At 73.4% G+C, this 25,583-nt stretch carries 20 protein-coding genes; 4 read left to right on the top strand and 16 right to left on the bottom strand.

Annotated elements, in window-relative coordinates; genetic code table 11:
* Positions 1 to 104: 104 nt before the first annotated feature.
* The 4 genes from ACWXWW_RS17055 to ACWXWW_RS17040 form a co-directional block, all read right to left on the bottom strand.
* Positions 105 to 1,160: a hypothetical protein gene (locus ACWXWW_RS17055; RefSeq protein WP_455971138.1), complete on the bottom strand. Its 1,056-nt coding sequence runs from the start codon at positions 1,158 to 1,160 to the stop codon at positions 105 to 107.
* Positions 1,157 to 3,037, bottom strand: a complete 1,881-nt coding sequence (locus ACWXWW_RS17050; RefSeq protein ID WP_455971136.1) for an N-acetyltransferase family protein — start codon at positions 3,035 to 3,037, stop codon at positions 1,157 to 1,159. The genes ACWXWW_RS17055 and ACWXWW_RS17050 overlap by 4 nt, the downstream gene beginning before the upstream one ends.
* A 1-nt stretch (position 3,038) precedes the next feature.
* Positions 3,039 to 4,622 (bottom strand): phenylacetate--CoA ligase family protein, encoded by a 1,584-nt coding sequence (locus ACWXWW_RS17045; protein WP_455971134.1) that lies wholly within the window; start codon positions 4,620 to 4,622, stop codon positions 3,039 to 3,041.
* An 80-nt stretch (positions 4,623 to 4,702) separates the two neighbouring features.
* A complete protein-coding gene (locus ACWXWW_RS17040; protein WP_271174561.1) occupies positions 4,703 to 5,338 on the bottom strand; it encodes a TetR/AcrR family transcriptional regulator in 636 nt (211 codons plus the stop codon).
* A 165-nt stretch (positions 5,339 to 5,503) separates the two neighbouring features.
* Here ACWXWW_RS17040 and ACWXWW_RS17035 point away from each other — a divergent pair, with 165 nt between their 5' ends.
* The 3 genes from ACWXWW_RS17035 to ACWXWW_RS17025 all read left to right on the top strand — a co-directional run bounded on the left by ACWXWW_RS17035 (position 5,504) and on the right by ACWXWW_RS17025 (position 11,355).
* Positions 5,504 to 8,302, top strand: coding sequence for an MMPL family transporter (locus ACWXWW_RS17035; protein WP_455971132.1), 2,799 nt, complete (start codon positions 5,504 to 5,506; stop codon positions 8,300 to 8,302).
* Entirely contained in the window at positions 8,299 to 10,743 is a 2,445-nt protein-coding gene (locus tag ACWXWW_RS17030; protein WP_455971130.1) for a YhgE/Pip family protein, read from the top strand. Before ACWXWW_RS17035 ends, ACWXWW_RS17030 begins: the two co-directional genes overlap by 4 nt.
* 168 nt (positions 10,744 to 10,911) lie before the next feature.
* Positions 10,912 to 11,355: a DUF1905 domain-containing protein gene (locus tag ACWXWW_RS17025; RefSeq protein ID WP_421076158.1), complete on the top strand. Its 444-nt coding sequence runs from the start codon at positions 10,912 to 10,914 to the stop codon at positions 11,353 to 11,355.
* Positions 11,356 to 11,410: 55 nt separating this feature from the next.
* Here the strand turns inward: ACWXWW_RS17025 and ACWXWW_RS17020 are convergent, their stop codons facing one another.
* Genes ACWXWW_RS17020 through ACWXWW_RS17010 form a run of 3 tightly spaced genes read right to left on the bottom strand, consistent with a single transcriptional unit; the run spans position 11,411 to position 15,266 of the window.
* Positions 11,411 to 13,447 carry a PTS fructose transporter subunit IIABC gene (locus ACWXWW_RS17020; protein ID WP_455971128.1) on the bottom strand — a complete coding sequence of 679 codons (2,037 nt, stop codon included), beginning with the start codon at positions 13,445 to 13,447 and terminating at the stop codon, positions 11,411 to 11,413.
* A 41-nt stretch (positions 13,448 to 13,488) separates the two neighbouring features.
* Positions 13,489 to 14,490: a 1-phosphofructokinase family hexose kinase gene (locus tag ACWXWW_RS17015; RefSeq protein ID WP_455971126.1), complete on the bottom strand. Its 1,002-nt coding sequence runs from the start codon at positions 14,488 to 14,490 to the stop codon at positions 13,489 to 13,491.
* The gene (locus ACWXWW_RS17010) at positions 14,487 to 15,266 is read right to left on the bottom strand and encodes a DeoR/GlpR family DNA-binding transcription regulator (RefSeq protein ID WP_455971125.1); all 780 of its coding nucleotides are present in this window, start codon (positions 15,264 to 15,266) and stop codon (positions 14,487 to 14,489) included. Before ACWXWW_RS17010 ends, ACWXWW_RS17015 begins: the two co-directional genes overlap by 4 nt.
* 137 nt (positions 15,267 to 15,403) lie before the next feature.
* Here ACWXWW_RS17010 and ACWXWW_RS17005 point away from each other — a divergent pair, with 137 nt between their 5' ends.
* Positions 15,404 to 16,846, top strand: coding sequence for a glycosyltransferase (locus ACWXWW_RS17005; protein ID WP_455971123.1), 1,443 nt, complete (start codon positions 15,404 to 15,406; stop codon positions 16,844 to 16,846).
* Here the strand turns inward: ACWXWW_RS17005 and ACWXWW_RS17000 are convergent.
* The 9 genes from ACWXWW_RS17000 to ACWXWW_RS16960 all read right to left on the bottom strand — a co-directional run bounded on the left by ACWXWW_RS17000 (position 16,836) and on the right by ACWXWW_RS16960 (position 25,274).
* Positions 16,836 to 17,978, bottom strand: a complete 1,143-nt coding sequence (locus ACWXWW_RS17000) for an acyltransferase family protein (RefSeq protein WP_455971121.1) — start codon at positions 17,976 to 17,978, stop codon at positions 16,836 to 16,838. The two genes, ACWXWW_RS17005 and ACWXWW_RS17000, sit on opposite strands and share 11 nt — an antisense overlap.
* 52 nt (positions 17,979 to 18,030) lie before the next feature.
* Positions 18,031 to 19,008, bottom strand: coding sequence for a c-type cytochrome biogenesis protein CcsB (ccsB, locus tag ACWXWW_RS16995; RefSeq protein WP_416383289.1), 978 nt, complete (start codon positions 19,006 to 19,008; stop codon positions 18,031 to 18,033).
* A gap of 54 nt (positions 19,009 to 19,062) precedes the next feature.
* On the bottom strand, positions 19,063 to 20,784 hold the full coding sequence (gene resB, locus ACWXWW_RS16990) for a cytochrome c biogenesis protein ResB (RefSeq protein WP_271174551.1): 1,722 nt from the start codon (positions 20,782 to 20,784) through the stop codon (positions 19,063 to 19,065).
* Complete coding sequence (locus ACWXWW_RS16985; RefSeq protein ID WP_455971119.1) at positions 20,781 to 21,554, bottom strand: cytochrome c biogenesis CcdA family protein; 774 nt, start codon at positions 21,552 to 21,554, stop codon at positions 20,781 to 20,783. Before ACWXWW_RS16985 ends, resB begins: the two co-directional genes overlap by 4 nt.
* Before the next feature lie 19 nt (positions 21,555 to 21,573).
* Positions 21,574 to 22,209 (bottom strand): TlpA family protein disulfide reductase, encoded by a 636-nt coding sequence (locus ACWXWW_RS16980; protein ID WP_455971117.1) that lies wholly within the window; start codon positions 22,207 to 22,209, stop codon positions 21,574 to 21,576.
* A gap of 142 nt (positions 22,210 to 22,351) precedes the next feature.
* Positions 22,352 to 23,236, bottom strand: coding sequence for an N-acetylneuraminate synthase family protein (locus ACWXWW_RS16975; protein WP_455971115.1), 885 nt, complete (start codon positions 23,234 to 23,236; stop codon positions 22,352 to 22,354).
* Positions 23,233 to 23,796, bottom strand: a complete 564-nt coding sequence (locus tag ACWXWW_RS16970) for a KdsC family phosphatase (protein ID WP_374727746.1) — start codon at positions 23,794 to 23,796, stop codon at positions 23,233 to 23,235. The genes ACWXWW_RS16975 and ACWXWW_RS16970 overlap by 4 nt, the downstream gene beginning before the upstream one ends.
* Before the next feature lie 121 nt (positions 23,797 to 23,917).
* Entirely contained in the window at positions 23,918 to 24,547 is a 630-nt protein-coding gene (locus ACWXWW_RS16965) for a histidine phosphatase family protein (protein ID WP_271174547.1), read from the bottom strand.
* A gap of 19 nt (positions 24,548 to 24,566) precedes the next feature.
* Positions 24,567 to 25,274: a DedA family protein gene (locus ACWXWW_RS16960; protein ID WP_455971113.1), complete on the bottom strand. Its 708-nt coding sequence runs from the start codon at positions 25,272 to 25,274 to the stop codon at positions 24,567 to 24,569.
* Positions 25,275 to 25,583: the final 309 nt, after the last annotated feature.

Genomic DNA, 25,583 nt, shown 5'->3' with positions numbered 1-25,583 from the left:
GAACCACACACCACCCCACCCAGGTCGCAACTTCCGTCCCCACAGACGCCGATACCGACGGAAACCGCGACCCGAACGACGTCGCGGTCGCTCTGCGGACGAGATCAGCCGAGACGCGGCGAGCGCGGCGGCACCGCCATCGGCCGCCCGGCCGATGTGACGAAGAGCGGCACCGCGCGGCGCCCGAGCCCGAGCCGGTACTGCAGCTCGCCCTGGGCGAGTGCAGAGTCGAGCACCTCCGAGTGGGGCGCGAACGCGATGCCGCGCTCGGCGGCGAGAAGCCACACCCGCATGAGCGCGCGGCCGGCCTCGAACACCGTCTCCGCGGGCAGGCCGAGCGGCGAGTTGAGGATCCGCGTGAGCGCTGCGCCGGTGCCGAGGTCGAGCTCGTCCGACTCGACGACGAGCACGAAGTGGTCCGCGTCGGCGGCCTCGCCTGGGGCCTGCACCGGCACCTCGAGCAGCACGCGGCGCACGAGATCGCCGCCGATGCGCGCCACCCGGGCCGCGCCGTCGCGCAGCCTGCGGCGCCGCGTGAACGGCGCGGCGAGTGCCGCGAGGCGCGGCGGCAGGAGGAGCACGCGGTCGCTCAGCCCGTCGAGGCCATAGCGGGGGTGCTGCGGCGACAGCCTCAGCCAGGAGGCGAGCTCCTCCGCGACGCCGGGCCGGGTGAGCGTGTCGGCTGTCCCCAGTGCCGACAGCCGGCGCAGGTCGCCCGCGGCGATGGGCACGAGCCGGATCCACGGCGGCACGACGGCAGACGCGGCCTCGAGGAAGCCGGGCACGCGCCGCACGGCCCCGCGATAGGTGAGCCGCCGATCCAGAGCCGTGCGCTGCACGGGCACCTCGCCGCCGAGCGCGAGGCGGGCGACGGGGTCGCGGCGCTCGGCGCGGACGATCACCGCGGGGTCCGCGAGGGCCGGCAGGATCTGCACGTCGAGGGCGCGCCCGCGCGCACGCGCCGCGGCGGCGGCGGCCTCGGTCCACGCTCCGAGCGCGAGCACGGTGTCGCGGCCCGTGGGGTCGCCCACGCGGAGCGTGCGGCCCTCCGCGACGCCCAGCTCGATCGCGTCCGAGCGGATGCGGGCGTCCCACGGCTGCGTGTTGTGCGCGGACGGCGCGCTCGACGCCGCCGCGACGATGTCGCGAAGATCGGTCATGACTCCTCCAGCCGGCGGCGGTAGAAGGCCGTCCCGTGCAGCGGACGGCCGCCGAGCCGCTCGATGGGTCGGGCCGAGGCCGCGTTCTCGCGCCCGATATACGTCGTCCGCAGGGTGCGGTAGCCGCCCTCGCGGAGCCGCTCGGCGACGGCGCGCCAGAGGAGCCCGGCGATGCCCTGCCCCTGGCGCTCGGGCACGACGCCGTGGATGACGAGCACGGCGTCGCGGCCGCGCCCGCCGCGCAGCAGTCGAAGGGCCTCGCGCGGCCCGACGCGCCCGCCGGATCCTCTCAGCACGTCGACCGGGTCGGGCACGACGAGCACGAAGCCGACCGGCTCGCCCGTCCGCGCGTCCTCGGCGAAGACCCACAGCCCGGGGTCCATGAGCCCGACGAGCCCGCTCGTCGCGTCGCGCATCTGCGCGCGCGAGATCTCGGTGTAGTACGGCAGCTGCGCGAAGGCGGCGTTGACGAGCGTCCGCAGCCGGGCCACGTCGCGCGCGAACCGCACGCGCGAGGCGCGACGGATCCGGATGCCCGCGGCGGCGAGCTCCTCGGCCGACGGGGCGGATGGCGCGGGAGCGGCATCGAGGTCGGCGATCCAGGTGTCGGATGCGTTCCAGACCGCGAAGCCCGCCTCCTCGTACACGCGCGGGACCCAGTCCGGATTCCAAGCCCCGTCGAAGAAGCCCGGCTCGTCGAATCCGCTCGTGATCACCCCGCCGGTCTGGTTCGGCAGCAGCGAGACGGGGCCGATCACCTCGGCGCTGCCGTCGCGCCGCCCGCGATCCGCGATGAGCTCGAGCAGCGCGCGGAGGTCGTCGGGCGTCGCCGCCCAGGTCGCCCCGAAGAGCGTCGCGCGCGTGCCGAGCTTCTCGTCGAGCGCGCGGTCGGCGTGGATCGTCGTGCGCCCCACCGTCTCGTCGCCGCGGCGCGCGAGGAGCAGCTCGGTGCGTCCATCCGCCACCGCCGACCCGTCGAACCACGCGCGCACGACGTCCTCGAGGAGCGGCACCGCGAGGTGCGCGGGGTCGCCGCGGCGCGCCACCGCGAGGAACTCCTGCAGCTGCGCCTCGGTCTCGACCCGCTCGAGGCGCAGCGGCTCCCCGTCGTCGCCGCCTGGGCCATCCGCCAGAACGCGCGCGGGCGCCTGCGCGGCCGCCGATGCCTGACGCGCGAGCTCGCCAGGCGAGGAGAAGATCCGGATGAAGCCGCCCGTCGCGTTGACCGTGTCGCGGACGATCCACTGCATGAGGTGGCGATGCTCCGGCATGCGCGCGAAGCGCATCATGTCGTCGCGTGTGCGATAGGTCGCGAGCGTGCCGAGCGTGAACGGCCACTCGGCGTAGACGCCGTGCCACACCGTGCCGGGCATGCGGTGCATCTTCGCGACCATGGACCACCAGTGCCGGTTCGTGGCGAGCCACGCGAGCGGATGGCGGTAGCGCGTCGCGCCGAGGAACATCGACTCCCCGTCGAAGATCGTCCAGCGACGCGGCTCGGGGCGACGGCGCTCCCGTCGCGGACGCCGCACCGGCCCGGCGATCTCGGGCGGCTCCCGGCCGTCGCGCAGCTCGGTGGAGACGGGGTGGAAGCGCTCGTTGTGCGCCATCCCGCCGTCCTCCGCGCGCCACACGCCGTTCGTGTAGCCGCGCGGCTCGGCCACGAGGAGCCGCACGCGCCCGCGGTGCGCGCGGGCGGCGGCCTCGGCGGCCGCGATCGACGAGAACAGGACGAGCTCGGCGCGGATCGACCCGTCACGCAGTCGGCGCCGCCACGTCACGCCGTCGCGGCGGCTCGCCGCGCACCGGCCCTCGGCGATCACGAGAGCGGCCGCGCGCCCCTGCACGGGTGCGCGGGAGAAGTCCTCGGTGAACACGTCAGTCCTTCACGAGGTAGACGTTCTTGATCTTGGACTCGCCGCCTGCGAACGGCCCCGTGCCGTGCGCGTGCACCTCGACGCGGATGTCGGCGGTCGTCAGGTCCTCCTCGAGCGACTGCGCGAAGTCGCGCGAGACCGCCTCGAGGTGCGCGACGATCCCGCCCCGCGCGGCCTGAGCGAGCTCGTCGCGCTCCGCCGCGTCGAGGGCCGCTCCCTCGCGCAGCTGCACATGCACGAGCGGGCGCTGCTCGTGCGCGCCGATGTCGACGAGCGCGAGCTTGAACGACTCGATCTGCGGCGCGAACCGGTTGTCCCGGTAGAGCCCGTTCTCGATGTCGATCGGATAGAGGTTCGCGCCCATGTACGAGATCGTGGAGTCCTTCCGCCCGAACAGGAAGAGGAACGGCAGGCGCATGCGCTGCACCGCGAACGCCCGGTGGAACGCGCGCTGCAGCTCGGGGTCGAAGGCGAGCGCGTCGAAGACCTCGGGGAGCGAGATGAGCTTCGCCTCGTCGCCGATGTTGTAGCGCAGCTTCGGGCTCATGACGGCGGTCGAGTTGAGCGTGACGACGAGCTCGCCGGCGCCGTTCACCTCGAGGAAGGTCTCGAGCGGGTTGTACTGGAACACCATCGGGATGCGCGTCTCGTCGGGCCCCAGCAGCCGCTCGCGCACCCGCTCGTCGGCGTACATCGACCGCCGCAGCCACACCGCGACATCCGATTCCCCGCCCATCCCGATCGTGAGGTCGCTCGCGCCGTAGCCCGAGTACACGCGTCCGAAGCAGACCTCGAGGTAGTCGCGCAGGCCCTCCGTCATGGCCTCGCCGCCGACGAACCCGTTCAGCTGGTAGTCGCGCCACGAGAACCACTCCTCGCGGTCGAGCCGGTCGCGGAGGTGCTTGAGGAACGGCGGGTACGCGCTCACGAGATACACGAAGCGCGGCCCGAAGTGGCGGATGGTGTCGACGATCTTGTCGAGGTCGGGCCCGGTGTTCTTCACCATGGCGATCTTCGACATCGCATGGCCGGTGTTCGTGCCCGTCGCCCAGGCGCCCATCGAGAACGCGTTGATGCAGAACAGCCGCTTCGAGCCGAACAGGAGCGTCACGTACCCCGCGACGTTGCTGTGGATGGTCTTCAGCTCGTGGCGGCCGCGCATCCAGTTGAACGGCGTGCCCGACGAGCCGGACGACTCGTCGACGACCGTGCCGATCGTCTCGATCTCGCCGTTCCAGCAGCGGTCGTCCTCCGAGTGCGCCGTGACGTAGCCGTGCTTGTCGGTCTCGGGGAAGCTGTCGAGCCGGAACCACCGGAAGCGGAACCCGTGCGCACGGAGGTGGCGCTGATAGGCCGGCACGTCGAGGTTCGCGAGCTGGCACATCATCCACGCGTTGAACCTCGCGAACCGCGCCATCCCGGGCTGGAAGTGCCGCGCCGTCCACCGCCAGACCACCGGATGGATGCGGTACAGCTCGTAGAGGTCGGTGATCGCCTTGGCCGAGAGCCGCAGGAGCGTCTGCCGCAGAGCCGAGCCCGGCCCCTCGAGTCCGGCCGGCCCCGGGCCGCTGTGCCTGCGCCTCACGACGCCTCCCCCTCCGTCCGCGCCCGATGCGGACCCCTGGGCAGAAACCTAGCGCCCGGCGGCCCCCGTCTGAAGCACGGTCAGCACCGCTCGATGAGCAGCTGCACGACGCGGCCGACCTCCACGCTGCGCAGCTCGCGCGCGGCGTCCGCGTCGAGGCCCGCGATGGCCGCACGACCCGAGACGTCGCCCCACACGGCGAGGATGATGCGCGCGGCCTCGAGCGAGGTCACACGCAGCTCGAGCCGCTCGTTCTCGACGACCTCCTCGATGAGCTGAACGACCTCGTCGACCATCTCCTGCTCCTGCACCGCGTAGGCGACGGCGAAGTCCCGGTCGCGCATCGCGTGGAGATTGATCTCGTACATGAGGAGCGTGCTCAGCCGGTCGTCGCCGATCACGTCGAGGACCCGGATGATCGCCGCGACGTCGGAGGCCTCGACGCCGATCGTCGCGGCGACGTCGATCTCGGCGACACGCGCCCGCGCCGCGGCCACCCGGTCGCGGGCGACGACCTTCGCGAGCTCGAGGAACATCTCGTCCTTCGTGGCGAAGTTCGAGTAGAACGCGCCGCGGGTGTAGCCCGCCCGCTCGCAGATGCGCTCGACCGACGCCTCGCCGAGCCCCACCTCCGCGAACACCTCGGCAGCCGCCTCCAGCAGCCGCGCGCGCGTGTTCTCGCGGCTCCGCGTCCCGCTCCGCACCTCTTCTGCCACCTCGACCTCCTCCCGCAGAGCGCGCCATCGGCGCGCGTCCCGCGCTGTTCACGATCTCACACCCGGGATTCAGCCCGGGATCCTGCTCGGTCGATTACGATACAGTCCTGTATCGGATACAGCGCTGTATCGAAGCCCGCCTGACGTGCCCCCGGAGGCGCCACCGTGTCCACTCTGCTGTTCTCGCTCGGCCGCTGGTCGTTCCGCCACCCCTGGCGCGTCCTCGGCGGCTGGCTGCTCCTCCTCGTCGTCGTGGGGGCAGGCGCCCTCGGCCTGAACCGCGGCTTCGACAACAGCTTCTCGATCCCGGGGACCGAGGGCCAGGAGGGCATCGAGCAGCTGAGCCGCACGTTCCCGCAGGTCTCGGGGACGGCCGCGCAGTTCGTCGTCGTGGCCGCCGATGGCGACCGCATCGACGATGCGGCCTACCGGGAGCCGATCGAGGAGAAGGTCGATGAGCTCGCCGACTTCCCCGGGGTCGAGGCGACGACCTCGCCGTACAGCGAGATGGTCGACGGCCTCGTCTCCGACGACGGCGAGGCCGCGATCGTGCAGGCGCAGTTCACCGGCCAGAGCTCGACGATCTCCGATGAGACGAAGGACGGCTTCGCCGACGCCGTGCACGAGCTGCGCGGCGAGCTGCCCGACGGCGCGCGCGTCGCGCTCGGCGGCGACCTCTACGCGACCGAGCTCCCCGCCCTCTCGATCGTCGAGGCCGTCGGCGTCGTCATCGCGCTGCTCGTGCTCATCGTGACGTTCCGCTCGTTCGTCCTCGCTGGCCTCCCCCTCGGCATCGCCCTGCTCGGCGTGGGCGTGTCGATGCTCGGCATCGTGGCGTCGACCGCGTTCGCGACCGTGTCGTCGACGACGCCGATGCTCGCCCTCATGCTGGGGCTCGCGGTCGGCATCGACTACGCGCTCTTCATCGCGGCGCGACACCAGGACCAGGTGCGCAGCGGCGTCGACCCCGAGGAGTCCGCCGCCCGGGCCACCGGCACGGCCGGATCGGCGGTGGTCTTCGCGGGCGTCACGGTGCTCATCGCGCTCGTGGGCCTGGGCTTCGCCGGCATCCCCTTCCTCACGACGATGGGCATCGCCGCCGCCGTCGCGGTCGCGGTCGCCGTGCTCATCGCGGTGACGCTCACGCCCGCCTTCCTGGGGCTCGTGAAGGGCCGGGCTGCCGGCCGACCGCCCCGGGCTCGACGCGCACGGAAGAGCCCGGCGACCCCGGCGGATGGCGCGGAGCCGGTCCGCGACGCAGGCGCCCGCCCCGGGTTCGCGCTGCGCTGGGTGCGCGGAGTCACGCGCCACCCCTGGATCACGACGGTCGCGGTCGTGCTCGGGCTCGGCATCGTCGCCATCCCGTCGGCCCAGCTCGGCCTCGCGCTGCCGAACGCGGGCGTTCTGCCCGAGGACAGCGAGGCGCGGCAGAGCTACGACCTCGTCGGCGAGCACTTCGGCGAGGGGTTCAACGGGCCCCTCATCCTCACCGGCACGATCGTGACGTCGGACGACCCGCTCGGCCTCATGGAGGATCTCGCCGACGAGGTCGAGCAGATCGACGGCGTCGCCCGGGTCGCGCTCGCGACCCCCAACGAGACCGCCGACACGGGCATCGTCCAGATCATCCCCGAGACCGGGCCATCCGACCCCGCGACGAGCGAGCTCGTGCGCGAGCTGCGCGCGCACCACGACGCGTGGCTCGACGAGTACGGCGTCGACCTCGTCGTGACGGGCTTCACGGCGGTCTCGATCGACATCTCCGACCGGCTCGGCGAGGCGCTCCTGCCGTTCGGCGTTTTCGTCGTGGGCCTCTCGTTCGTCCTGCTCATGATCGTCTTCCGCTCGATCTGGGTGCCGCTCAAGGCCACCGCGGGGTACCTGCTGTCGGTCCTCGCCGCCTTCGGCGTCGTCGCCGCCGTCTTCGAGTGGGGCTGGGGCGCCGACCTCCTGCACGTCGCGCGCACGGGCCCCGTGATCGCGTTCATGCCGATCATCGTCATGGGCGTGCTCTTCGGCCTCGCGATGGACTACGAGGTGTTCCTCGTCTCGCGCATGCGCGAGGACTACGTGCACGCGGCGCGGCGACGCGGCCGCACGCGCGAGGTGGCGGTGGGCGCGATCCACACGGGCTTCGCCGCCTCGGCCCGCGTCGTGACGGCCGCCGCGGTCATCATGTTCGCGGTGTTCGCGGCCTTCGTCCCCGAGGGCGACAGCAGCATCAAGCCGATCGCGCTCGCGCTCGCCGTCGGCATCGCCGTCGACGCGTTCCTCATCCGCATGACGCTCGTGCCCGCGGTCCTCGCGCTCCTCGGACGCCACGCCTGGTGGATGCCGGCGTGGCTCGAGCGCGCCCTGCCGCACTTCGACATCGAGGGCGAGGCCGTCGAGCGCGAACGCGAGCTCGCCGACTGGCCGGAGCCCGGCTCGACGGCGGTCGTCGCCGCCGAGGGACTCGTCATCGCCGACGGCGACCGCGCACTCGTGTCCGGCGCGGATCTGCGCGTCGACCCCGGCGAGGCGCTCGTCGTGACCGCGGACGACCCGGCCCGATCGCGCGCCGTGCTGCTCGCGATCGCCGGCCGCCTGCCGATCGCCGACGGCCGCCTGCGCGTCGCCGGCCATCTCCTGCCCGGACGCGGGGCCTGGGTCCGCGGCCATGTCGGCGTCGCCCTCCTCGACGGCGCGGACGACCCGGCCGCCGACCTGCGCGCCGCGCTCTCCGGCGCGCCGCGGCTCGTGGTCGTGGACGGCCTCGACACGCTCTCCCCCGCGACCGGCGACCAGGTCGCCGCGCTCCTGCGGGATGCCGCGCACGCGCAGGACCCGACCGCGCCGCTCACGGTCGTCGCCGCGGCGCGCGACTCCCGGGCGGCCCTCGCCCTCCTCGCCGCCGCGGGCTTCCCCGATGGCGGCACCGCAGACATCCGCACGCCCGACGAGACCCTCGAGGTGACCGCATGACGCCCTTCCGGCCATCCGCAGACCGCAGCCGCGTGCGCTGGCTCGCGGTGATCGGAGCGCTCGCTCTGCCCGCCCTGCTCGGCGGCGTGCTCGTGTCGGCGCTCGACGACCCGACCGCGCGACTCGACAACATGACGGCCGCGATCGTGAACGACGACGACGGCACCGAGATCGACGGTCAGACCGTGCCGCTCGGCCGCCAGCTCGCCGCGGGGCTCGTCGAGGGCTCCGACGACCTCGACAGCAACCTCGACTGGGTGCTCTCGAACGAGGACGACGCCGAGGAGGGCCTCGCGGACGGCACGTACCAGGCCGTCGTGACGATCCCCGCCGAGTTCTCGGCCGCGGCGATGTCGTCGGCGCAGTCGCTCTCGGGCGAGGACGAGAAGCCGGAGCAGGCGCTCATCGAGGTCACGACCGCCCCCGACGCCCGGGTCGTAGACGGCGCGATCACGAGCGAGATCGCCTCGGTCGCGGCATCGACGCTCGGCACGACGCTGTCGGAGTCGACGCTCGAGAACGTCTTCGTCGGCTACACGACGCTCGGCGACCAGCTGGGCGAGGCGGCCGACGGCGCCCACGCGCTCGCCGACGGAGCGACGCAGGCGCAGGACGGGGCGACTCAGCTCGCCGACGGAGCGACGCAGGCGCAGGACGGGGCGATGCAGCTCGCGAACGGCGCAGGTCAGGCGCAGGATGGCGCCGTCCAGCTCGCGAACGGAGCCGGAGCGGCCCGCGACGGCGCGACGCAGCTCGCCGATGGAGCGGGCGCCGCGCAGACCGGCGCGACGCAGCTGGCCGACGGCGCGACGCAGGTCGCGGACGGCATCGGCCAGCTCGGCACGGGCGCCGGCGACCTCGCGAACGGCGCCGACCAGCTCGCGACCGGAGCGACCGACGCCTCGGCCGGCGCGACCCGGCTCGCCGACGGAGCGGGCGCGCTCGCGGACGGGGCGACCCAGCTCGCCGCCGGCATCCGGCAGGCGCAGGATGGCGCCGCGCAGATGCAGACGCAGCTGTCCGACGGGGCGGCGGCCCTCACCGCGAGCGGACTCGTTCCCGACGATCTCCTCGCGGCCGCGAGCGGAGCGGCGCAGGCGACGACCGGCGTCTCCGACGGCCTGGACGCCCTCGTCGCGGGCTGCGCGGCCTCGGGAGCGGCGGCGGAGTACTGCGCGCAGCTGTCGGCGATCGCGGGAGCCGCAGACCAGGCCGAGCAGGCCGCGGGCGGCACCTCGGGCGGCCTGTCGGCGTTCGACGCGCAGGCCACGGCGCAGATCGCGGGGCAGCTGCAGGAGGCAGCGGGCGGCGCGGGCGCTCTCGCCGGCGACGAGGGCCTGGGCGCCCTCGCGACGGGCGCCGACGAGCTCGCGTCGGGCGCGAGCGAGCTGCAGACCGGGGCCGGCGCGCTCGCCGACGGGGTCTCGCAGCTCGCGGGCGGCGCCACGCAGCTGGGCGACGGCGCGCGCCAGCTGCAGGGAGGCGCGGCCCCGCTCGCGGATGGCGCGACGCAGCTCGCCACGGGAGCCACCGACCTGTCGGGCGGCATCGGACAGCTCGCCGGCGGCGCCACCGACCTGTCGGACGGCATCGCGCAGCTCGCGACCGGCGCGGCCGATCTCGGCAGCGGCATCGGGCAGCTCGAGGACGGCGCGACCGACCTCGGCGGCGGCATCGGGCAGCTCGCCGACGGCGCGACCGACCTCGGCGACGGCATCGGCGAGCTGGGGTCGGGAGCGACCACGCTCGGCGACGGGCTGGATCAGGCGACCGAGGCCCTCCCCTCGTACACCGACGAGGAGGCCGCCGACCTCGCCTCGGCGGTCGCGGACCCGGTCGCCTCGAGCGCGTCCGATCTCGAGCTCTTCGGCGCCTCGGCCATCCCGCTCCTCATCGCGGCCGTGCTGTGGTTCGGCGGTCTCGCGACGTTCCTCGCGCTGCGCCCCATCGCCGGCCGGACGCTCACCTCGCGCCGCGCATCGGTCCTGCTGGCGGGCGGCGGACTCCTCCCCGCAGCGGGCATCGGCGCCGCGCAGGGCGTGCTCGTCGCGGGCGTCGTGCAGCTCGCGGCGGGCTACGAGGCGTCGACCTTCTGGGCGCTCCTCGGGCTGAGCGCGCTCGCGGGCGTGGCGTTCGCCGCCGTGCACCAGGCGCTCGTCACGATCCTCGGTGGGGCGGGCCGCTGGATCGCGGCCGTGGCCGGAACGCTCGCGATCGCCACGGGCATCGTGTCGACGACCCCTGGCGTGCTCGGCGACCTCGCCGCGGCCCTGCCCACGGCCCCGGCGCACCGCGCCCTGCTCGCGGTCATCGCCGATGCGCCGGGCGCGGGCGCCGCGATCGCCGGGCTCGTCGTCTGGGCGGTGCTGGCGTTCGCGGCGACCTCGATCGCGGTCGCCGCGCGGCGCACGGTGTCGGCGCGCGCCCTGTTCGCAAGCTGAGCCGGACGCCGCGACCCCGGGCGGCGGGGGAGGTCGCCCGGCCTGCCCGGGTTCGCCCGACGTCCTTGCCGCGTGCGGCCGCCATCCGCCCGCCTGACCGGCCAGTCGCGGCAAATGCGCAGGGCGCGACGCATCCCCACGCGGATCCGAGGCCGCTATCGTGACCGCATGAACGCCCTGCAGCTGCACACCACCATCCATGCGCGCGGACCGGCCGCGGCCATCCTCCTCTCGGACGAGCAGGTGGCCGCGCTCGGCTCGGTGAAGAACCCGCCTGTCGTCGTGACGATCGGCGACCGAGTCGCACGGCTGCGCATCGCGCGGATGGGCGGCGAGAACATGCTCGGGCTCAGCAAGGCCGCGCGCGCCGAGCTGGGCGTCGAGATCGGCGACGAGGTCGAGGTCGAGATCGCCCTCGACGCGGCAGAGCGCACGGTCGAGGTGCCGCCCGCGCTCGCCGAGGCGCTCGCGGCGGATCCCGCAGCGAAGGCCGCATTCGACGCGCTCGCATACTCGCGCCGCAAGGAGATCGCCCGGTCGATCGCGGAGGCCAAGCAGGAGGCGACGCGCGACCGCCGCCTCGAGAAGGCGCTCGCCGAGCTGCGGGGCTGATCGACAGCACGGCGCCCCATCCGACGAGCGGATGGGGCGCCGTGCGCCGCGCGGATCAGGCGATCGCGACGGCCTCCTCGAGGGCCGGTGCGGGAGCGTCGGTGCGGCGACGCGCGAACCGCTTGAGGAGCACGACCGCGAAGGCCGTGACGACGGTGCCGGCGACGAGCGAGAGCGCGAAGCCCCAGATCGGGTCGATCGCGAACCACACGAACAGGCCGCCGTGCGGGGCGCGCGAGCCGACCGAGAACAGCATCGAGAGCGCGCCCGTGACGGCCCCGCCGAGCATCGAGGCGGGGATGACGCGCAGCGGGTCGGCCGCCGCGAACGGGATCGCCCCCTCCGAGATGAAGGACAGGCCCAGCAGCCACGCGGCCTTGCCGTTCTCGCGCTCGGGCGCGGTGAACGCCTTGGGGGCGAGCACGGTCGACGCGAGCGCCATGCCGAGCGGCGGCACCATGCCGGCGGTCATGACCGCGGCCATGATGAGGTACGGCACGCTGTTGCCCTCGGTCGCCGTTCCCAGGCCCGCGACGGCGAACGCGTACGCGACCTTGTTCACGGGGCCGCCGAGGTCGAAGCACATCATGAGGCCGAGGACGATGCCCACGACGACGATGAGGCCCGACTCCGCGAGCCCGTTGAGCCCGTCGGTCATGGCGCTCATGAGCGCCGCGATCGGCCAGCCGAGGAACAGGATCATGAGGCCCGACGCGAAGATCGAGCCGAGCAGCGGGATGATCACGACGGGCATGAGGCCGCGCAGCCAGCGCGGGACGCTGAGCGAGCCGAGCCACCAGGCCGCGAGCCCGGCGAGCACGCCGCCGACGATGCCGCCGATGAAGCCCGCGCTCATGAGCACGGCGACCGAGCCGGCCACGAAGCCGGGCGCGATGCCCGGGCGGTCGGCGATCGCGAACGCGATGTAGCCCGCGAGCGCTGCGACGAGGAAGCCCATCGAGATGCCGCCGATGGAGAAGAAGACGGCGCCGAGGTATGGGAAGAGGCCGCCCTCCGGCAGGTTCCACAGGGCGTTCCCGAGGACGATGTCCTGGGCGTTCTCGTTGATGTCGAACCCGCCGAAGAGGAACCCGAGCGCGATCAGGAGGCCGCCGCCCGCGACGAACGGGATCATGTACGAGACGCCCGTGAGGAGCACGCGCTTGACCTTCGCGCCGAACGACTCCTTCTGCGCCGAGGCGGCGGCGGTCGACGCCGCCGCGCTTCCGCTCACGCGCTCCGCCGCCGGGTCGACCGCGGCCTTCGCGGCTGTCTCGATGAGCTCGGCGGCGTGCTCGATGCCCGCCTTCACCGAGCGCCGCACGACGGGCTTGCCGGCGAAGCGCTCGGGCTCGCGCACGTCGACGTCGACCGCGAAGATCACGGCGTCCGCCTGCGCGATCGTCTCGGCGTCGAAGCGGTCGAAGCCGCTCGAGCCCTGCGGCTCGACCGCGAACTCCACGCCGGCCTTCTTCGCGGCGGCGGCGAGCGCGTCGGCCGCCATGTACGTGTGGGCGATGCCGGTGGCGCACGCGGTGACCGCGACGATCCGCACGGGGCGCCCGTCGATCTGCCGTCCGCCGTCGGCGGGAGCCGCCGGCGTCGGCTCCGCCGCGACCGGCTCCGCGTCGGCAGCTCCGTCGCCCTCGCCGATCGCATGACGGACGATCGCGACGGCCTCATCGGCATCCTTCGCGCCGCGCAGCGCGGCGAGGAAGTCCTCGTCCATCAGGTGCCGCGCGAGCGTGGAGAGCACGGCGAGGTGCTCCTCGGCGGCGGTGTCGGGCGCGGCGATCATGAAGACGATGTCGCTCGGGCCGTCGAACGAGCCGAAGTCGACGCCCGGCGAGAGCCGCGCGAAGGCGAGCGAGGCCTGGGTGACGGTCGCGCTCTTGGCGTGCGGGATCGCGATGCCTCCCGGCAGGCCGGTCGCGTCGGTCTCCTCGCGCGCCCACGCGGCGGCGAAGAGCTCCTCGGCGTCGCGGGCGCGGCCCTGCGCGACGAAGCGCGCCGAGAGCGAGCGGAGCACGGCTTCCTTGTCGGCTCCGAGATCCTCGTCGAGGCTGACGAGCTGGGGGGTGATGGTGGACACGGTGCCCTCCTGGATGGGTGCGGTGCGGGATTCGGGTGCGCTCAGTCGAGCGCGCGGACGGGGATGTCGCCGGTCGGGAGATCGGCGGGGGTCGCCAGGCGCGTCCCGGGCAGGGCCGCGGTCGCGGAGCCGTAGCGGACGGCGGTGCGGAGCCGCTCGGCGGGGGCGGCCCCGGCCCGGTCGGCGAGCAGGTAGCCGGCGAGCGAGCTGTCGCCCGCTCCGACGGTGCTGAGCACGTCGACGCCCGCCGGGATGCCGGCGTGCCAGACGCCGTGCGCGTCGACGAGGATCGCGCCGTCGCCGCCGAGCGTCACGAGCGCCGCGCGGACCGTGCCGGGCACGAGCTCCCGCGCGAGGCGTGCCGTGGCGGCGATCGGGTCGGCCTCGACCTCGCGGACGAGACGCGAGTGCAGCGCGGGCCGGTCGACATCCGGCGCCGAGAGGTCGACCGCGAGCTGCACGAGCTCGTCCTCGTTGGGCTTGATGAGGTCGACGGCGCCGATCTCGTCGGCCTGGGCGAGCACGGTCTCGAGCGCGGGCCCGGTCGCGTCGACGGCGATCCGCGGCGGATGCGCGACGCGGGCGCGCACCGCGCGGATGACGGTCGCGTAGAGGTCACCGGGGGCGCCCGCGGGCAGCGAGCCGCACAGGGCGAGCCAGTCGGCGCCGTCCGAGGCCGCGACCACGGCGTCGACGAGCGCGCGGAGCACGTCGTCGCCGAGCGGGGTGCCCGCGAGGTTGATCTTCGTCGTCTCGCCGGCGGCATCCGTCAGCGCGATGTTCGCGCGGGCGTGCGCCGTCGTCGACACGGCGCGGATGGCCAGGGTCGGGTCGAGCAGCGCCGCGAACGGGTCGTCCGCGGCGAGCGGCAGGACCGCGAGGGTCTCGACCGCGGAGCCGTGGAGCACCCGGGCGACGTTGACGCCCTTGCCCGCGGCGTCCTCCTGCGCGGAGGAAGCCCGGTGCACCTCGCCCGGCACGAGGGCGCTGTCCAGCGCGATCGTGCGGTCGAGCGCCGGGTTGGCGGTGAGCGTGACGATCATGCGACCCAGACCTCCGTTCCCGCGTCCTCGAGCGCCGCGGCGAGCGCCGCGTCGGGGGCGCGATCGGTGACGAGCACGTCGAGCTGGTCGAGCCTCGCGAAGCGCTGCAGCGACTCCTCGCCGAACTTCGACGCATCGGCGAGGACGACGACGCGGCGCGCGGCGCGCACGATCGCGCCCTTGACATCGGCCTCGTCGGGATCGGGGGTGCTCGCGCCGAATGCGGCCGAGAGGCCGTTGACGCCGACGAAGGCGATCTCGGGCCGGAGGGACGAGATCGCCTCGACCGTCCGCGCGCCGACCGCCGCTCCGGTCACGCCGCGGACCCGTCCGCCGATCGCGGAGAGGGCCACCCCCTCGCTCGCGCTCAGGGCGGCGGCGATCGCGACCGAGTGCGTGACCACCTCGACCCGCGCTCCGCCGAACCGGGCGGGAAGCAGATCGGCGAGCGCCGCGGTGGTCGTGCCCGCGTCGAGGAGGACGGAGCCCGTGAACCCGGAGGGCAGGGCGTCGAGCGCACGCTGCGCGATCCGCCGCTTGGCGACGCCGTGGCGGCCGACGCGCTCCCTGAGGTCGGTCTCGGCGAGGCTGCCGCGGTCGGCGGGAAGCGCGCCGCCGTGGACGCGGCGGAGGACGCCGGCCTCCTCGAGGACGGCGAGGTCGCGGCGCACGGTCTCGGTCGTGACGCCCAGGCGCTCGGCCAGATCGGCGACCGCGACGCGGGCGTCGGCGAGCAGCGCCTGCTCGATGAGCTCTCTGCGCTCCGTTGCGTACATGCGACATCCTCCTTCGGATTCCCACACAATACAACCGAAACCCACACAAAGCAACAGAGTTTTGGATCCGCTGGCAGACCGTCCGCCACACGCGCAATCCCCTGGGACCGCTGAGGCCGCCGACTTAGGCTCTCCGGATGCTGCACCTCCGCCCGATGCTTCCCCGCGGGCGTCAGTACGCGCTCACGTGGTCGGTCGACGACACGTGGGGCGGGATGACCTCCGCGATGCTCCACCGCAGCCGCGCGTTCGTGCGTCTCGCCGACCGGCCGGTGACCGTGCTCACGTTCGATCCGGACCCGGACTACCCGGCCAGGGAGGAGCGTCTGCGGCGCGAGGGCATGATCGTCGACGGGATGGCCCTCCTCAATCTGTGGGACTGGCTGCGCGAGAACCCCCTGCCCGGCGGCTCCCTCCGCCCTGACCGGCACCCGTTCACGCCGCTCGCGACCCTGCCGCCGCGTGACGGCGAGCGGCTGTCCGAGCGGCGCCGGGGCGACACCGTGCTCAGCCGCGTGCGCGCATCAGAGGGCGGCGAGATCCTGCAGACCGACCACTTCCGCGCGGACGGCTCGCTGCTCCTCTCGGAGCGCCGCGACGTCGCCGAGCGCGGGACCCCGGGCGGGAAGTCCGTCGTCCTGTGCGACTGTGACGGCCGGCCGGCGCGGTCGTGGGGCCGCATCGCGCACCTCTACCGCGCGTGGCTCGACGCGCTCACCGAGGACGAGCCGTCGTACCTCGTCGTCGACAGCAAGACCGTCGCACGCTGGGCGATGGACTACCGCCGCCCGCACGCGGTGACCATGCACGTCGTGCACGCGTCGCATCTCGTCGGACGCCGGCGGCCGATGGGGCGCCTGCGGGAGTCGCGGAGGCCCGTGTTCGAGAACCTGGACGCGTTCGACGCCGTCGTGCTCCTCACGCAGCGCCAGCGCGACGACGTCGTGGCCCTGCTCGGCGAGCACGCGTGCCTGGACGTCGTGCCGAACGGCCGCGACCTGCCCGAGGCGCCGCCGCTCGAGGGCCGGCCGCCCGGCGCCGGCATCATGCTCGCGAGCCTGACCCGACGCAAGCGCATCGCGCACGCCATGGCGGTCGTCCGCGCGGCCCGCTCGGCGGGCCTCGACGTCGAGCTCGACGTGTGGGGCGAGGGCGAGGACCGCGCGAGCCTCGCCCCGCTCGCCGACGACGGCATCCGGCTGCGCGGGTACGCGCCCGACGCGGCCGCGCACCTCGAGCGCTCCTCCTTCCTGCTGTCGACGTCGACCTCGGAGGGCTTCCCGCTCGTCCTCATCGAGGCGCTCGCCGCGGGCTGCGTGCCGATCGCGTACGACGTCCCCTACGGGGCGGCCGACATCATCCGCGACGGCGAGAACGGGTTCCTCGTTCCCGCGGGCGACGAGGAGGCGCTGGCCGCCGCGGTCGCGCGGTTCGTCGGAGCGTCAGAGGAGGAGCGGATGCGGATGCGCCGTGCGGCCGTCGAGAGCGCGCAGCGCTTCTCCGACGAGGACGTCACCCGCGCGTGGGGACAGGCGATGCGCCGCGCGCACCGCAGGAAGCACCGCCTGCTCAGGCGGTGACGCGGGCGAACGCGCGCTCCGCGCGGCGCCCCGCCGCGCGCGCGGCACGGTGGGAGGGCCGCTCGACGCCGCGGTGGAAGAGCCACCCGACCGCGAGGCTCAGCGGGACGCCCGCGAGGGCGACGAGCGCCCAGTTCTCGTCGCCCCACGCGAACGCGAGCGTCGCGAGGATCGGCGCGTGCACGAGGTAGAGGCTGAACGAGATGTCGCCCAGCCAGCGCAGCGGGCGCGTCTGCAGCACGCGCTCGGCGAGCGGGGAGCACACGGCGAGCAGGATGAGCCCTGCCGCGCCCGCGCCCGCGAGACCCCACAGCGCCTCCCCCAGCGTGCTCGACGGCGGCACGAGCGGGCGCGTCCACCACGACGCGATGAGCAGCAGCCAGGAGGCGGCGAACAGCGCGAGCCACAGGATGGGCCGCGGCCGACGCCGCGGCCACGCGGTGATCTCGTCGAGGCGGACGGCGATGAGGCAGCCGAGCAGGAACGTCGGCAGGTAGACGAGCGCGTCGAGGTCGAAGGGCCGCTCGTCGAGCACCCGGCCGGCGACCATCGCCGCGATGCACGCGACCGCGGCCGGCCAGGCCCAGCGCCGCAGGAGCAGCGCGACGGCCGCGAACACCGGCAGCAGCACGCTGAAGACGATCTCCCAGCGCAGCGACCAGAGCGTGTTCACCGTGTCGTACGTCACGGGCATGAGGGTGGCCTCGTCGAACGCGAGCGGCCAGTCGGGGAAGGTGATGTTGGCGTTCACGATCCAGACGTCGGGCGTCACCCGGGAGGGGTCGCGCGGGATGGCCACGACGAGGAGGACGGCGAAGAGGATGGCCGCCCACACGGGGAGGTAGAGGCGCACGAGTCGCGAGACGAAGTAGCCGGGCCACGAGAACCCCGCGCGCAGCGCAGGGAGCGTCACGACGAGGCCCGACAGCACGAAGAACACCTGGACCGCCTCGGTTCCCGCGAACCCCAGCTTGAGGGGCGACTCGGTCGCCGTCTCCCAGATGAGGCGGGCCGTCCCGTCATCGGCGAACGGCCGGGCGATGAGGCTCGCGTGGTAGAGCACGACGACGAGCGCGGCCGCTCCGCGCACGCCGTCGAGCGCGTGCAGTCGTGCGGGTCGGGGCGCGGCCATCCGATCAGCCTAGGCAACCGAGCGGGGCGCGGTGCTCAGGCTCCTCCCACGCTCAGCTGAGGCCGCTGTACGCGTGCAGCCCCTCGAAGAACATGTTCACGATCGTGAAGTTGAAGATCACGGCGGCGAAGCCGACGATCGAGAGCCACGCCGAGCGCGTGCCGCGCCAGCCGCGCGTCGCCCGCGCGTGGATGTAGCCCGCGTAGAGCACCCAGATGATGAAGGTCCAGACTTCCTTCGTGTCGAAGCCCCAGTAGCGCCCCCAGGCGTCGTTCGCCCAGATGGCCCCCGCGATGAGCGTGAACGTCCAGAAGATGAAGCCGATGATCGCGAAGCGGTATGCGAGGCCCTCGAGCGCCTCGGCGCTCGGGATGGTCCGGAGCATGCTGCGGCGCGCGGGCGCCTCGGCAGCCTCGACCGCCATCCGCTCGCGCCGTGCCTGCAGGAGCTGCAGCACCGACAGCGCGAAGGCGAGCGCGAGGAAGGCGGTCGCGAGCGACGCGACGAAGACGTGGATGACGAGCCAGACCGACTTGAGCGGGTCCATGAGCGGCGTGATCTGCACGTAGAACAGCGACGACGAGCCGAGCAGCACCGTCACGAGGCCGGTCATGAACGACCCGAGGAAGCGGAGGTCCTTCCAGAACAGGACGCCGAGGTAGACCGCCGTCATGAGGAGCGTGCCGGTCATCGCGAACTCGTACATGTTCGACCACGGCACGCGCCCCGCCGCGAGGCCGCGCAGGAGCGTCGCGCCGAGGTGGAACACGAAGCCGAGCCACGTGAGCGAGGTGCCGATCCGGCCCCACACGTAGCGCGGGGCCGCCGCGACCACGGTCTCGCTCGCGGCGGGCGACGCGGCGCGGGCGCCGACGCCGACGAGCTGCCGGGCGTCCTTCGCGGCCAGCGACGCCTGCGAGCGGTTCGCGAGGTCGACCGCGTAGGCGATGAACGCGAGGACGTAGAGCGAGATGGCCGTCCAGACGAGCACGACGGAGAAGCTGTCCATCGTCACGGGATCGAGCTGCATGGTGTCCATCCTAGGTTTCGGGGGTCGCGCGCGGTCGGGAGCCGAGCGCGAGGATCAGTCGTCGAGCGCGGCCCGGTGCTTCGCGCGCAGCTGCTCGACCGCGTCGGCGAGCGCGGGATCCTCGCCGCGGGCGAGAGCCGCGTACTCGAGGCGCACGCCGTCTCCGTCGGGCGTGGCCTTGACCCACATCCGGCGCCGGGGCACGAAGAGCGCGACGAGCAGGCCGAGCGTCGCGAGGACCGCGAACACGAGCACGCCGAGCGCCGAGGGATCGTGGTGGATCTGGAGCGACACGAACCGCTTGACCGACTCGGTGTAGCCGAGGGCCGGATCGGTGCCCTCGGGCGTCTCGTCCTCGAAGGTGATCGTGCCCATGCCGTTCGGCAGGTCGGCGGTGTCACCCGGTGCCAGCTCGATCGAGTCGACGCCCGTGTCGCCGCCCGTGAGCTGCTCGAGCCCCGTCACGTCGAGGGCGTACACCGAGCGCGGCGTGCCGTCGTCGATGCCGAGGTCGCCCGCGTACACGTTCAGGGTGAGCATGGGGTTGAGCAGGTCGCCGTACGCCGAGGCGAACGCGCCCGTGTCGAGCGGCACCTGGGTCGGGTAGAAGAAGCCCACGAGGCCGAGCTGCTCGGAGAGGCCGTCGGGCACCTTGACGACGCCGGTCGACGTCATCGCGGTGTCCTGCGGCAGGAACGGCACGGAGTCGCGGTACACGACCTCGCCCTCGGGGTTCCGGACGGTGATCGTCGGCGCGTACCCGTTGCCGAGCAGGTAGATCGCGTCGCCCTCGAGCTGGAGAGGGTGGTTGACGCGCACCGCGTCCTCCGACGTCGACCCGTCGGGATGCGTGACCGTGACGTTGGCGGAGAAGTCGCCCGCCTGCCCCGACCCGGGCCCGCCGTACTCCTGGTAGGTGACGTCGAACGAGTCGAGCCGCATCGAGTACGGCGTGAGGGCCGCCTCCGACACGAAGCGGCCGCGGTTCATCGACGAGTAGTCGAGCAGCGAGTTGACGAAGGTCGTGCCCTCGACGACGACGCGCTGGCCCGTGTAGGCGAATCCGCCGCCGATGCCGACCGTGAGGAGCACGCCGACGAGCGACGCGTGGAAGACGAGGTTGCCCGTCTCGCGCAGGTACCCGCGCTCGGCCGACACCGAGAACGCGCCGCGGCCGTCGTAGCGCTCGACGCGATACCCCTGCGCCTTGAGCTGCGCGGCCGCGAGATCGACGGCGTGGGCGGCCTCGGCCTCCGGGTCCTCGGCCGCGATGCGGTCCTCGCGGAAGTCGTCGAGGCGCGCGAGCCGCGCGGGCGTGCGCGGCGGCTTCGTGCGCAGGGCCTTCGCGTGGTGCTTCGTGCGGGGCAGGATGCAGCCGATGAGCGAGACGAAGAGCAGGATGTAGATCGCCGAGAACCAGGCGGACTGGTACACGTCGAACAGCTGCAGCGCGTCGAGCACGGGGAACAGATCCGGGTTGTCGCGCTCCCACTGCGTGACGCCGTTCGGGTTCGCCATGCGCTGCGGGAAGATCGACCCCGGAACGGCCGCGATCGCGAGCAGGAGCAGCAGCACGAGCGCCGTGCGCATGCTCGTGAGCTGACGCCATCCCCACCGCAGCCATCCGACGAAGCCGAGCGCGGGCTGCGCGATCGCCTCGTCGGCGTCGACGTGGTCGGAGGGGCGCAGCGGCTCGCTGCCGTCGCGCTGGGGCGCGGTGCGCTGATCGGTCACGGTGTCCTTCCGGGCGGTCGCGGCGCCCTTCTCGGCGGTCATAGGGGCGGCTCGATCGTGGCGAACAGCACGCCGAGGCGCGACATCACTTCGGTCCACAGGCCCGTCACCATGAGCAGGCCGAGCACGATGAGGAGCACGCCGCCGACGATGTTCACGACGCGGATGTGCCGACGCAGGAACGCGGTCGATCGCGTGACCCAGCCGAAGCCGAGGGCGACGAGGAGGAACGGGATGCCGAGCCCGAGCGAGTAGGCGAGGCCGAGCACCGCGGCGCGCCATCCGTCTCCCTGGATGATCGCGAGCGACATGATCGCCGTGAGGGTCGGTCCGATGCACGGCGCCCACCCGATGCCGAGGGCGATCCCGAGCAGCGGCGCGCCGATGAGGCCGAGGTCGCCCTTGACCTGCGGGCGCGCGATGCGCTGCGCGAACCCGAGGAAGCCGATGAAGACGACGCCCATGAGGATGATGACGACGCCGAGGATGCGGGTGATGAGGTCGCCGTAGAGCAGGCTGAACTGCTGCAGGCCGCTGCCCGCGAGCCCGCCGAGCACGATGAGGGTCACGAACACGAGCGTGAAGCCCGCGATGAACAGGAGCACTCCGCCGACGAGGCGACCGCGCGAGCCGCCCGGCGCGGCGCCATCCGCCGCCCCGCCGCGGGGCGCGACGGCTCCCCCGATGAAGCCGAGATAGCCCGGGATGAGGGGCAGCACGCAGGGCGACACGAACGACACGAGCCCCGCGAGCATCGCGATCGGGATCGCGAGCCACAGAGCCCCGCCGAAGACGACGGCGTCGAGGCTCACGATGCCGCGCCCGCGGCGGTCATGCCGACTCCGCGAGCGTGTCGGCCACGAGCGTCGAGAGGATGGACGCGCCCTCGAGCTGGCCGATGAGGACCGCGGCGACGCGCCCCTCGGTGTCGAGGACGAGCGTCGTGGGCGTCGCCTGGATCGAGGTCGCGCCGGCGAAGGCGAGCTTCGCGCTGCCGTCGTTGACGTCGATGATGCTCGGGTACGTCACGCCCCACCGCTCGGCGAACGAGCGCGCGGTGTCGGCCTGGTCGTAGGTGTTCACGCCGACGAACGACACGTTCTCGCCCTGGTACTCCTGCCACACCGACTCGAGGTCGGCGGCCTCGGCCCGGCACGGGCCGCAGGCGGCGTACCAGAAGTTCACGACGGTGACATCGCCCGCGGTGTCGTCGCTCGAGAGCTCGTCGCCCTCCTCCGTGACACCCGACCACTCGACGGGCTCGCCGCGCTCCTCGACGGGGATCTCCTTCACCCGGAAGTCGCTCGCGATGTAGCCCTTGTCGTCGCCTTCGAGGTAGGCCTGCGTCACGGGGTCGGCGGAGCACGCCGCCAGACCGGCGATGAGCGTCGCGACGGCGAGCGCGGCGGCCGCTCTCGCGCCCCGGCGGATGCGGGGAGACAGGCTCGGGACGGCAGGCGTGCGCACGGCTCCCATCCTACGTTCCCGTGTTCGAGGTGCCTGGGTCGATGCTGTATGGCCGGACAGCGGCTTCGGGGCAAGGCTCGGCGAGCCTTGCCCCGAAATGCGGCGATCGGGCGCCGGTTCGCCGCGAAGCGCGGCAGGCGGGTCAGACCGCGGCGCCCGCTCCCACGCGACGCAGCTTGGCCATGGGCGCGAGCTCGCCGGGGAAGACGCGCTTGACGCCGTCGCCGAGGGCGGGCTCGATGTCGCGGATGCCGGCGACGAGGGCCGCGAGCTCGGTCGGCTCGATCGAGGCGGCGTGGTCCGAGCCCCACATGCCGCGATCGAGCGTGATGTGGCGCTCGACGGCGGCCGCGCCCAGCGCGACGGCCGCGAACGAGATCGCGAGCCCGCGCTCGTGCCCCGAGTATCCGACCGGGACGCCGGCGAAGCGGTCTTTCAGCGTCGGGATCATGCGGAGGTTCGCCTCCTCCGCCGGCATCGGATACGTCGACGTCGCGTGCAGGAGGACGAGGTTCTCCGTGCCGAGGAGGTCGACCGCCCGGTCGATCTGCTCCATGGTCGACATGCCCGTGGAGAGGATGATCGGCTTGCCCGTGTCGCGCAGCGCCGCGAGGAGTCCGTCGTCGGTGAGGCTCGCCGACGCGACCTTGTGCGCGACGACGTCGAGGTCCTCGAGGAACGCGACCGACGGCTCGTCCCACGGCGACGCGAACCAGTCGACGCCGCGCTCGGCGGCGTGCGCGCCGATCTCAAGGTACTCGTCGCGGCCGAACTCGACCCGGTAGCGGTACTCGAGGTACGTCATGGTGCCCCACGGCGTCTCGCGCGGCACGTCGCGCATGTGCTCGGGCGTGGAGATCTCCGGGGTGCGCTTCTGGAACTTGACCGCGTCCGCGCCAGCGGCCGCGGCGACGTCGATGAGCTCCTTGGCGATCTCGACCGAGCCGTTGTGGTTCAGGCCGATCTCGGCGATGACGTAGGTGGGGTGCGCATCGCCCAGCGTGCGAGTGCCGATCGTGACCGTCATGAGTGCTCCTCCGGTTGTGACGAGGACGGGATGGACGCGCGGAGCGCAGCGCCCGCGCGCTCGGGCACGAGGCCCGTGCGGGAGCGCAGGACGCGCTCGGCCAGTTCGCGGACGGCGCCGTCGCCGCCCGCTCGGTGCAGGACGACGCGGGCGATCGCGAGCACGTCGGGATGGGAGCGCGGAACCGCGACGGGCCAGCCGACGATCCGCAGGCACGGCAGGTCGTTCACGTCGTTGCCCAGGTACGCGACATCCGCGAGCGCGACGCCCTGGGCATCCGCCCACTCGCGCAGAGCCGCCGCCTTGTCGTCGAGCCCCTGGCGCACGTCGACGCGGAGCTTGCGGGCGCGCGCGGCGACGACGCCGTTCGTCTCGGTGGAGAGGATGAGGAAGGGGATGCCGGCCCTGCGCAGAAGCGAGACGCCCATCCCATCGGAGCGGCTCACGCGGACGAACTCGCGGCCGTCGGCGTCGACGAAGGCGGTGTCGTCGGTGTGGACTCCGTCGAAGTCGGTCACGACCGCTCGGGCGTCGATCGCCTCTCGCCTCAGACCGCTCACGTGACCTCCGTCAGCGGGCGTCTCCCGCTGACCTTCTACGGTCAGCGCACTGCGTGAACGCGAGGGGTCCGGAAGGTGCCCGCGAGGCGACGGCGGGGTGAAGGATGGCGCGGTGCGGGTCTCAGACGGCCCCGACGTCGACCGCACCCGCGGTCGACGCGGGCTCGACGTAGTCGATCTCGCGCCAGACGTCGCCCTTGCGCTCGAACGAGGTCACGCTCGAGAGGGCGCACCGGCGCGTGCGGGGATCGTGCCGCAGCGGCAGGCCCGCGACGGAGAGGTGCGTGATCCAGATCGGCGCCTGGTGCGTCACGATGACGACGTCGCCGCCGTCGGCGGCGTCCCACGCGTCGTCGAGGGCCGCGTGCATGCGGTCGACGACCTCGCGATACGGCTCGCCCCAGCTCGGCCGCGACGGGCGGCGCAGGTGCCACCAGTTCTGCGGGATGAAGACGGCGCGGCTCATGCGCTTCCCCGCGAACGCGTTCCACGGCTCGATGACGCGCTCGTCGGCGCGCGGCTCGAGCTCGAACAGCGCCGTGAACGGCTCGGCCGACTCGCGCGTGCGCTCGAGCGGAGAGCACACGAGCTCGGCGAGCGGGCGGTCGAGCGAGCGCACGTAGTCGGCCGCGGCCCTGGCCATCCGCCGCCCGTCCTCGCTCAGGCGGAATCCGGGCATGCGCTCGTACAGCACGCGCCGCGGATTGAAGACCTCGCCGTGGCGGACGAGATGGAGGCGTTCGGCGGGCACAGGCCCAGTCTACGAACGCTCAGTCGGCCGCGGGCGCCTCGCGCTCGCCGCGCGGAGCGACGGCACCGGCCGCCCGCTGGCGACGCTGCGCGCGGATGCGGACGACGACGAACCAGACGACCGCGGCCGCGACGCCCACGATGACGACGTTCTGGACGATGTCCATGTACTGCTCGACGATGTGCCACCCGCTGCCGAGATACCAGCCGACGAGGATGAAGACGGTGTTCCAGATGACGCTCCCCGCGGCGGTGAGCAGCGCGAAGCGCCACACGGGCATCCGCACGACGCCGGCCGGGATCGAGATGAGGCTCCGGAAGATCGGGACGAACCGGCCGAGGAAGACGGCCTTGCCGCCGTGCCGGTGGAACCAGGCCACCGTCCGGTCGATGTCCTCTCCCGAGACGAGCGGCAGGCGCTCGGCGATGCGGCGCAGGCGGTCGACGCCGAACCAGACGCCGATGCCGTAGAGGAGGAGCGCGCCGACGACGGACCCGACCGTCGTCCAGAGGATCGCCTCCCACAGCGCGAATACGCCGCGATGGGCGGCGAGGCCCGCCATGGGGAGGATGGCCTCGCTCGGCAGCGGCGGGAAGAGGTTCTCGGCCGCGATCGCGACGCCGGCGCCGTAGGGGCCGATGACGTCCATGAGCCCCACGACCGCATCCACGAGAGTGGAGAGCCAGGATCCTCCGTCGGCGGCGGCCGTGATCTCGGTCGTCGTCATGTCGGTGCGGCCTTTCCGTCGGCGCGGGCGGTGGGGTCGGGCTCGACGCTATCGACGGCGCATCCGGGTTCCCTGTGCGAAGGGCCGGGATCGCCTGTGCGCTCGTCGCGCGTGGTTCGGCATCTGCGCGGTTGTCAGCATCTGAGGGTGCGGGTGAGTTTTGCGTGGAGTCTGGTGCGGGAGGTGGGTGCTGGTCGGTGGCGGTGGTGTCGGTCGATCCAGTTGGGGGCGGCGATGTAGGGCACGCCGTGGTGCATGTGGATGTTCCAGCCGGAGGTGTCGAGGTGGTGGTGGTGCCACCAGCAGAGG

The organism is Microbacterium sp. KNMS (genome assembly GCF_053851835.1).
Note: the sequence above shows the minus strand (reverse complement) of the source record. Positions and strands in the feature narration are given on the sequence as shown.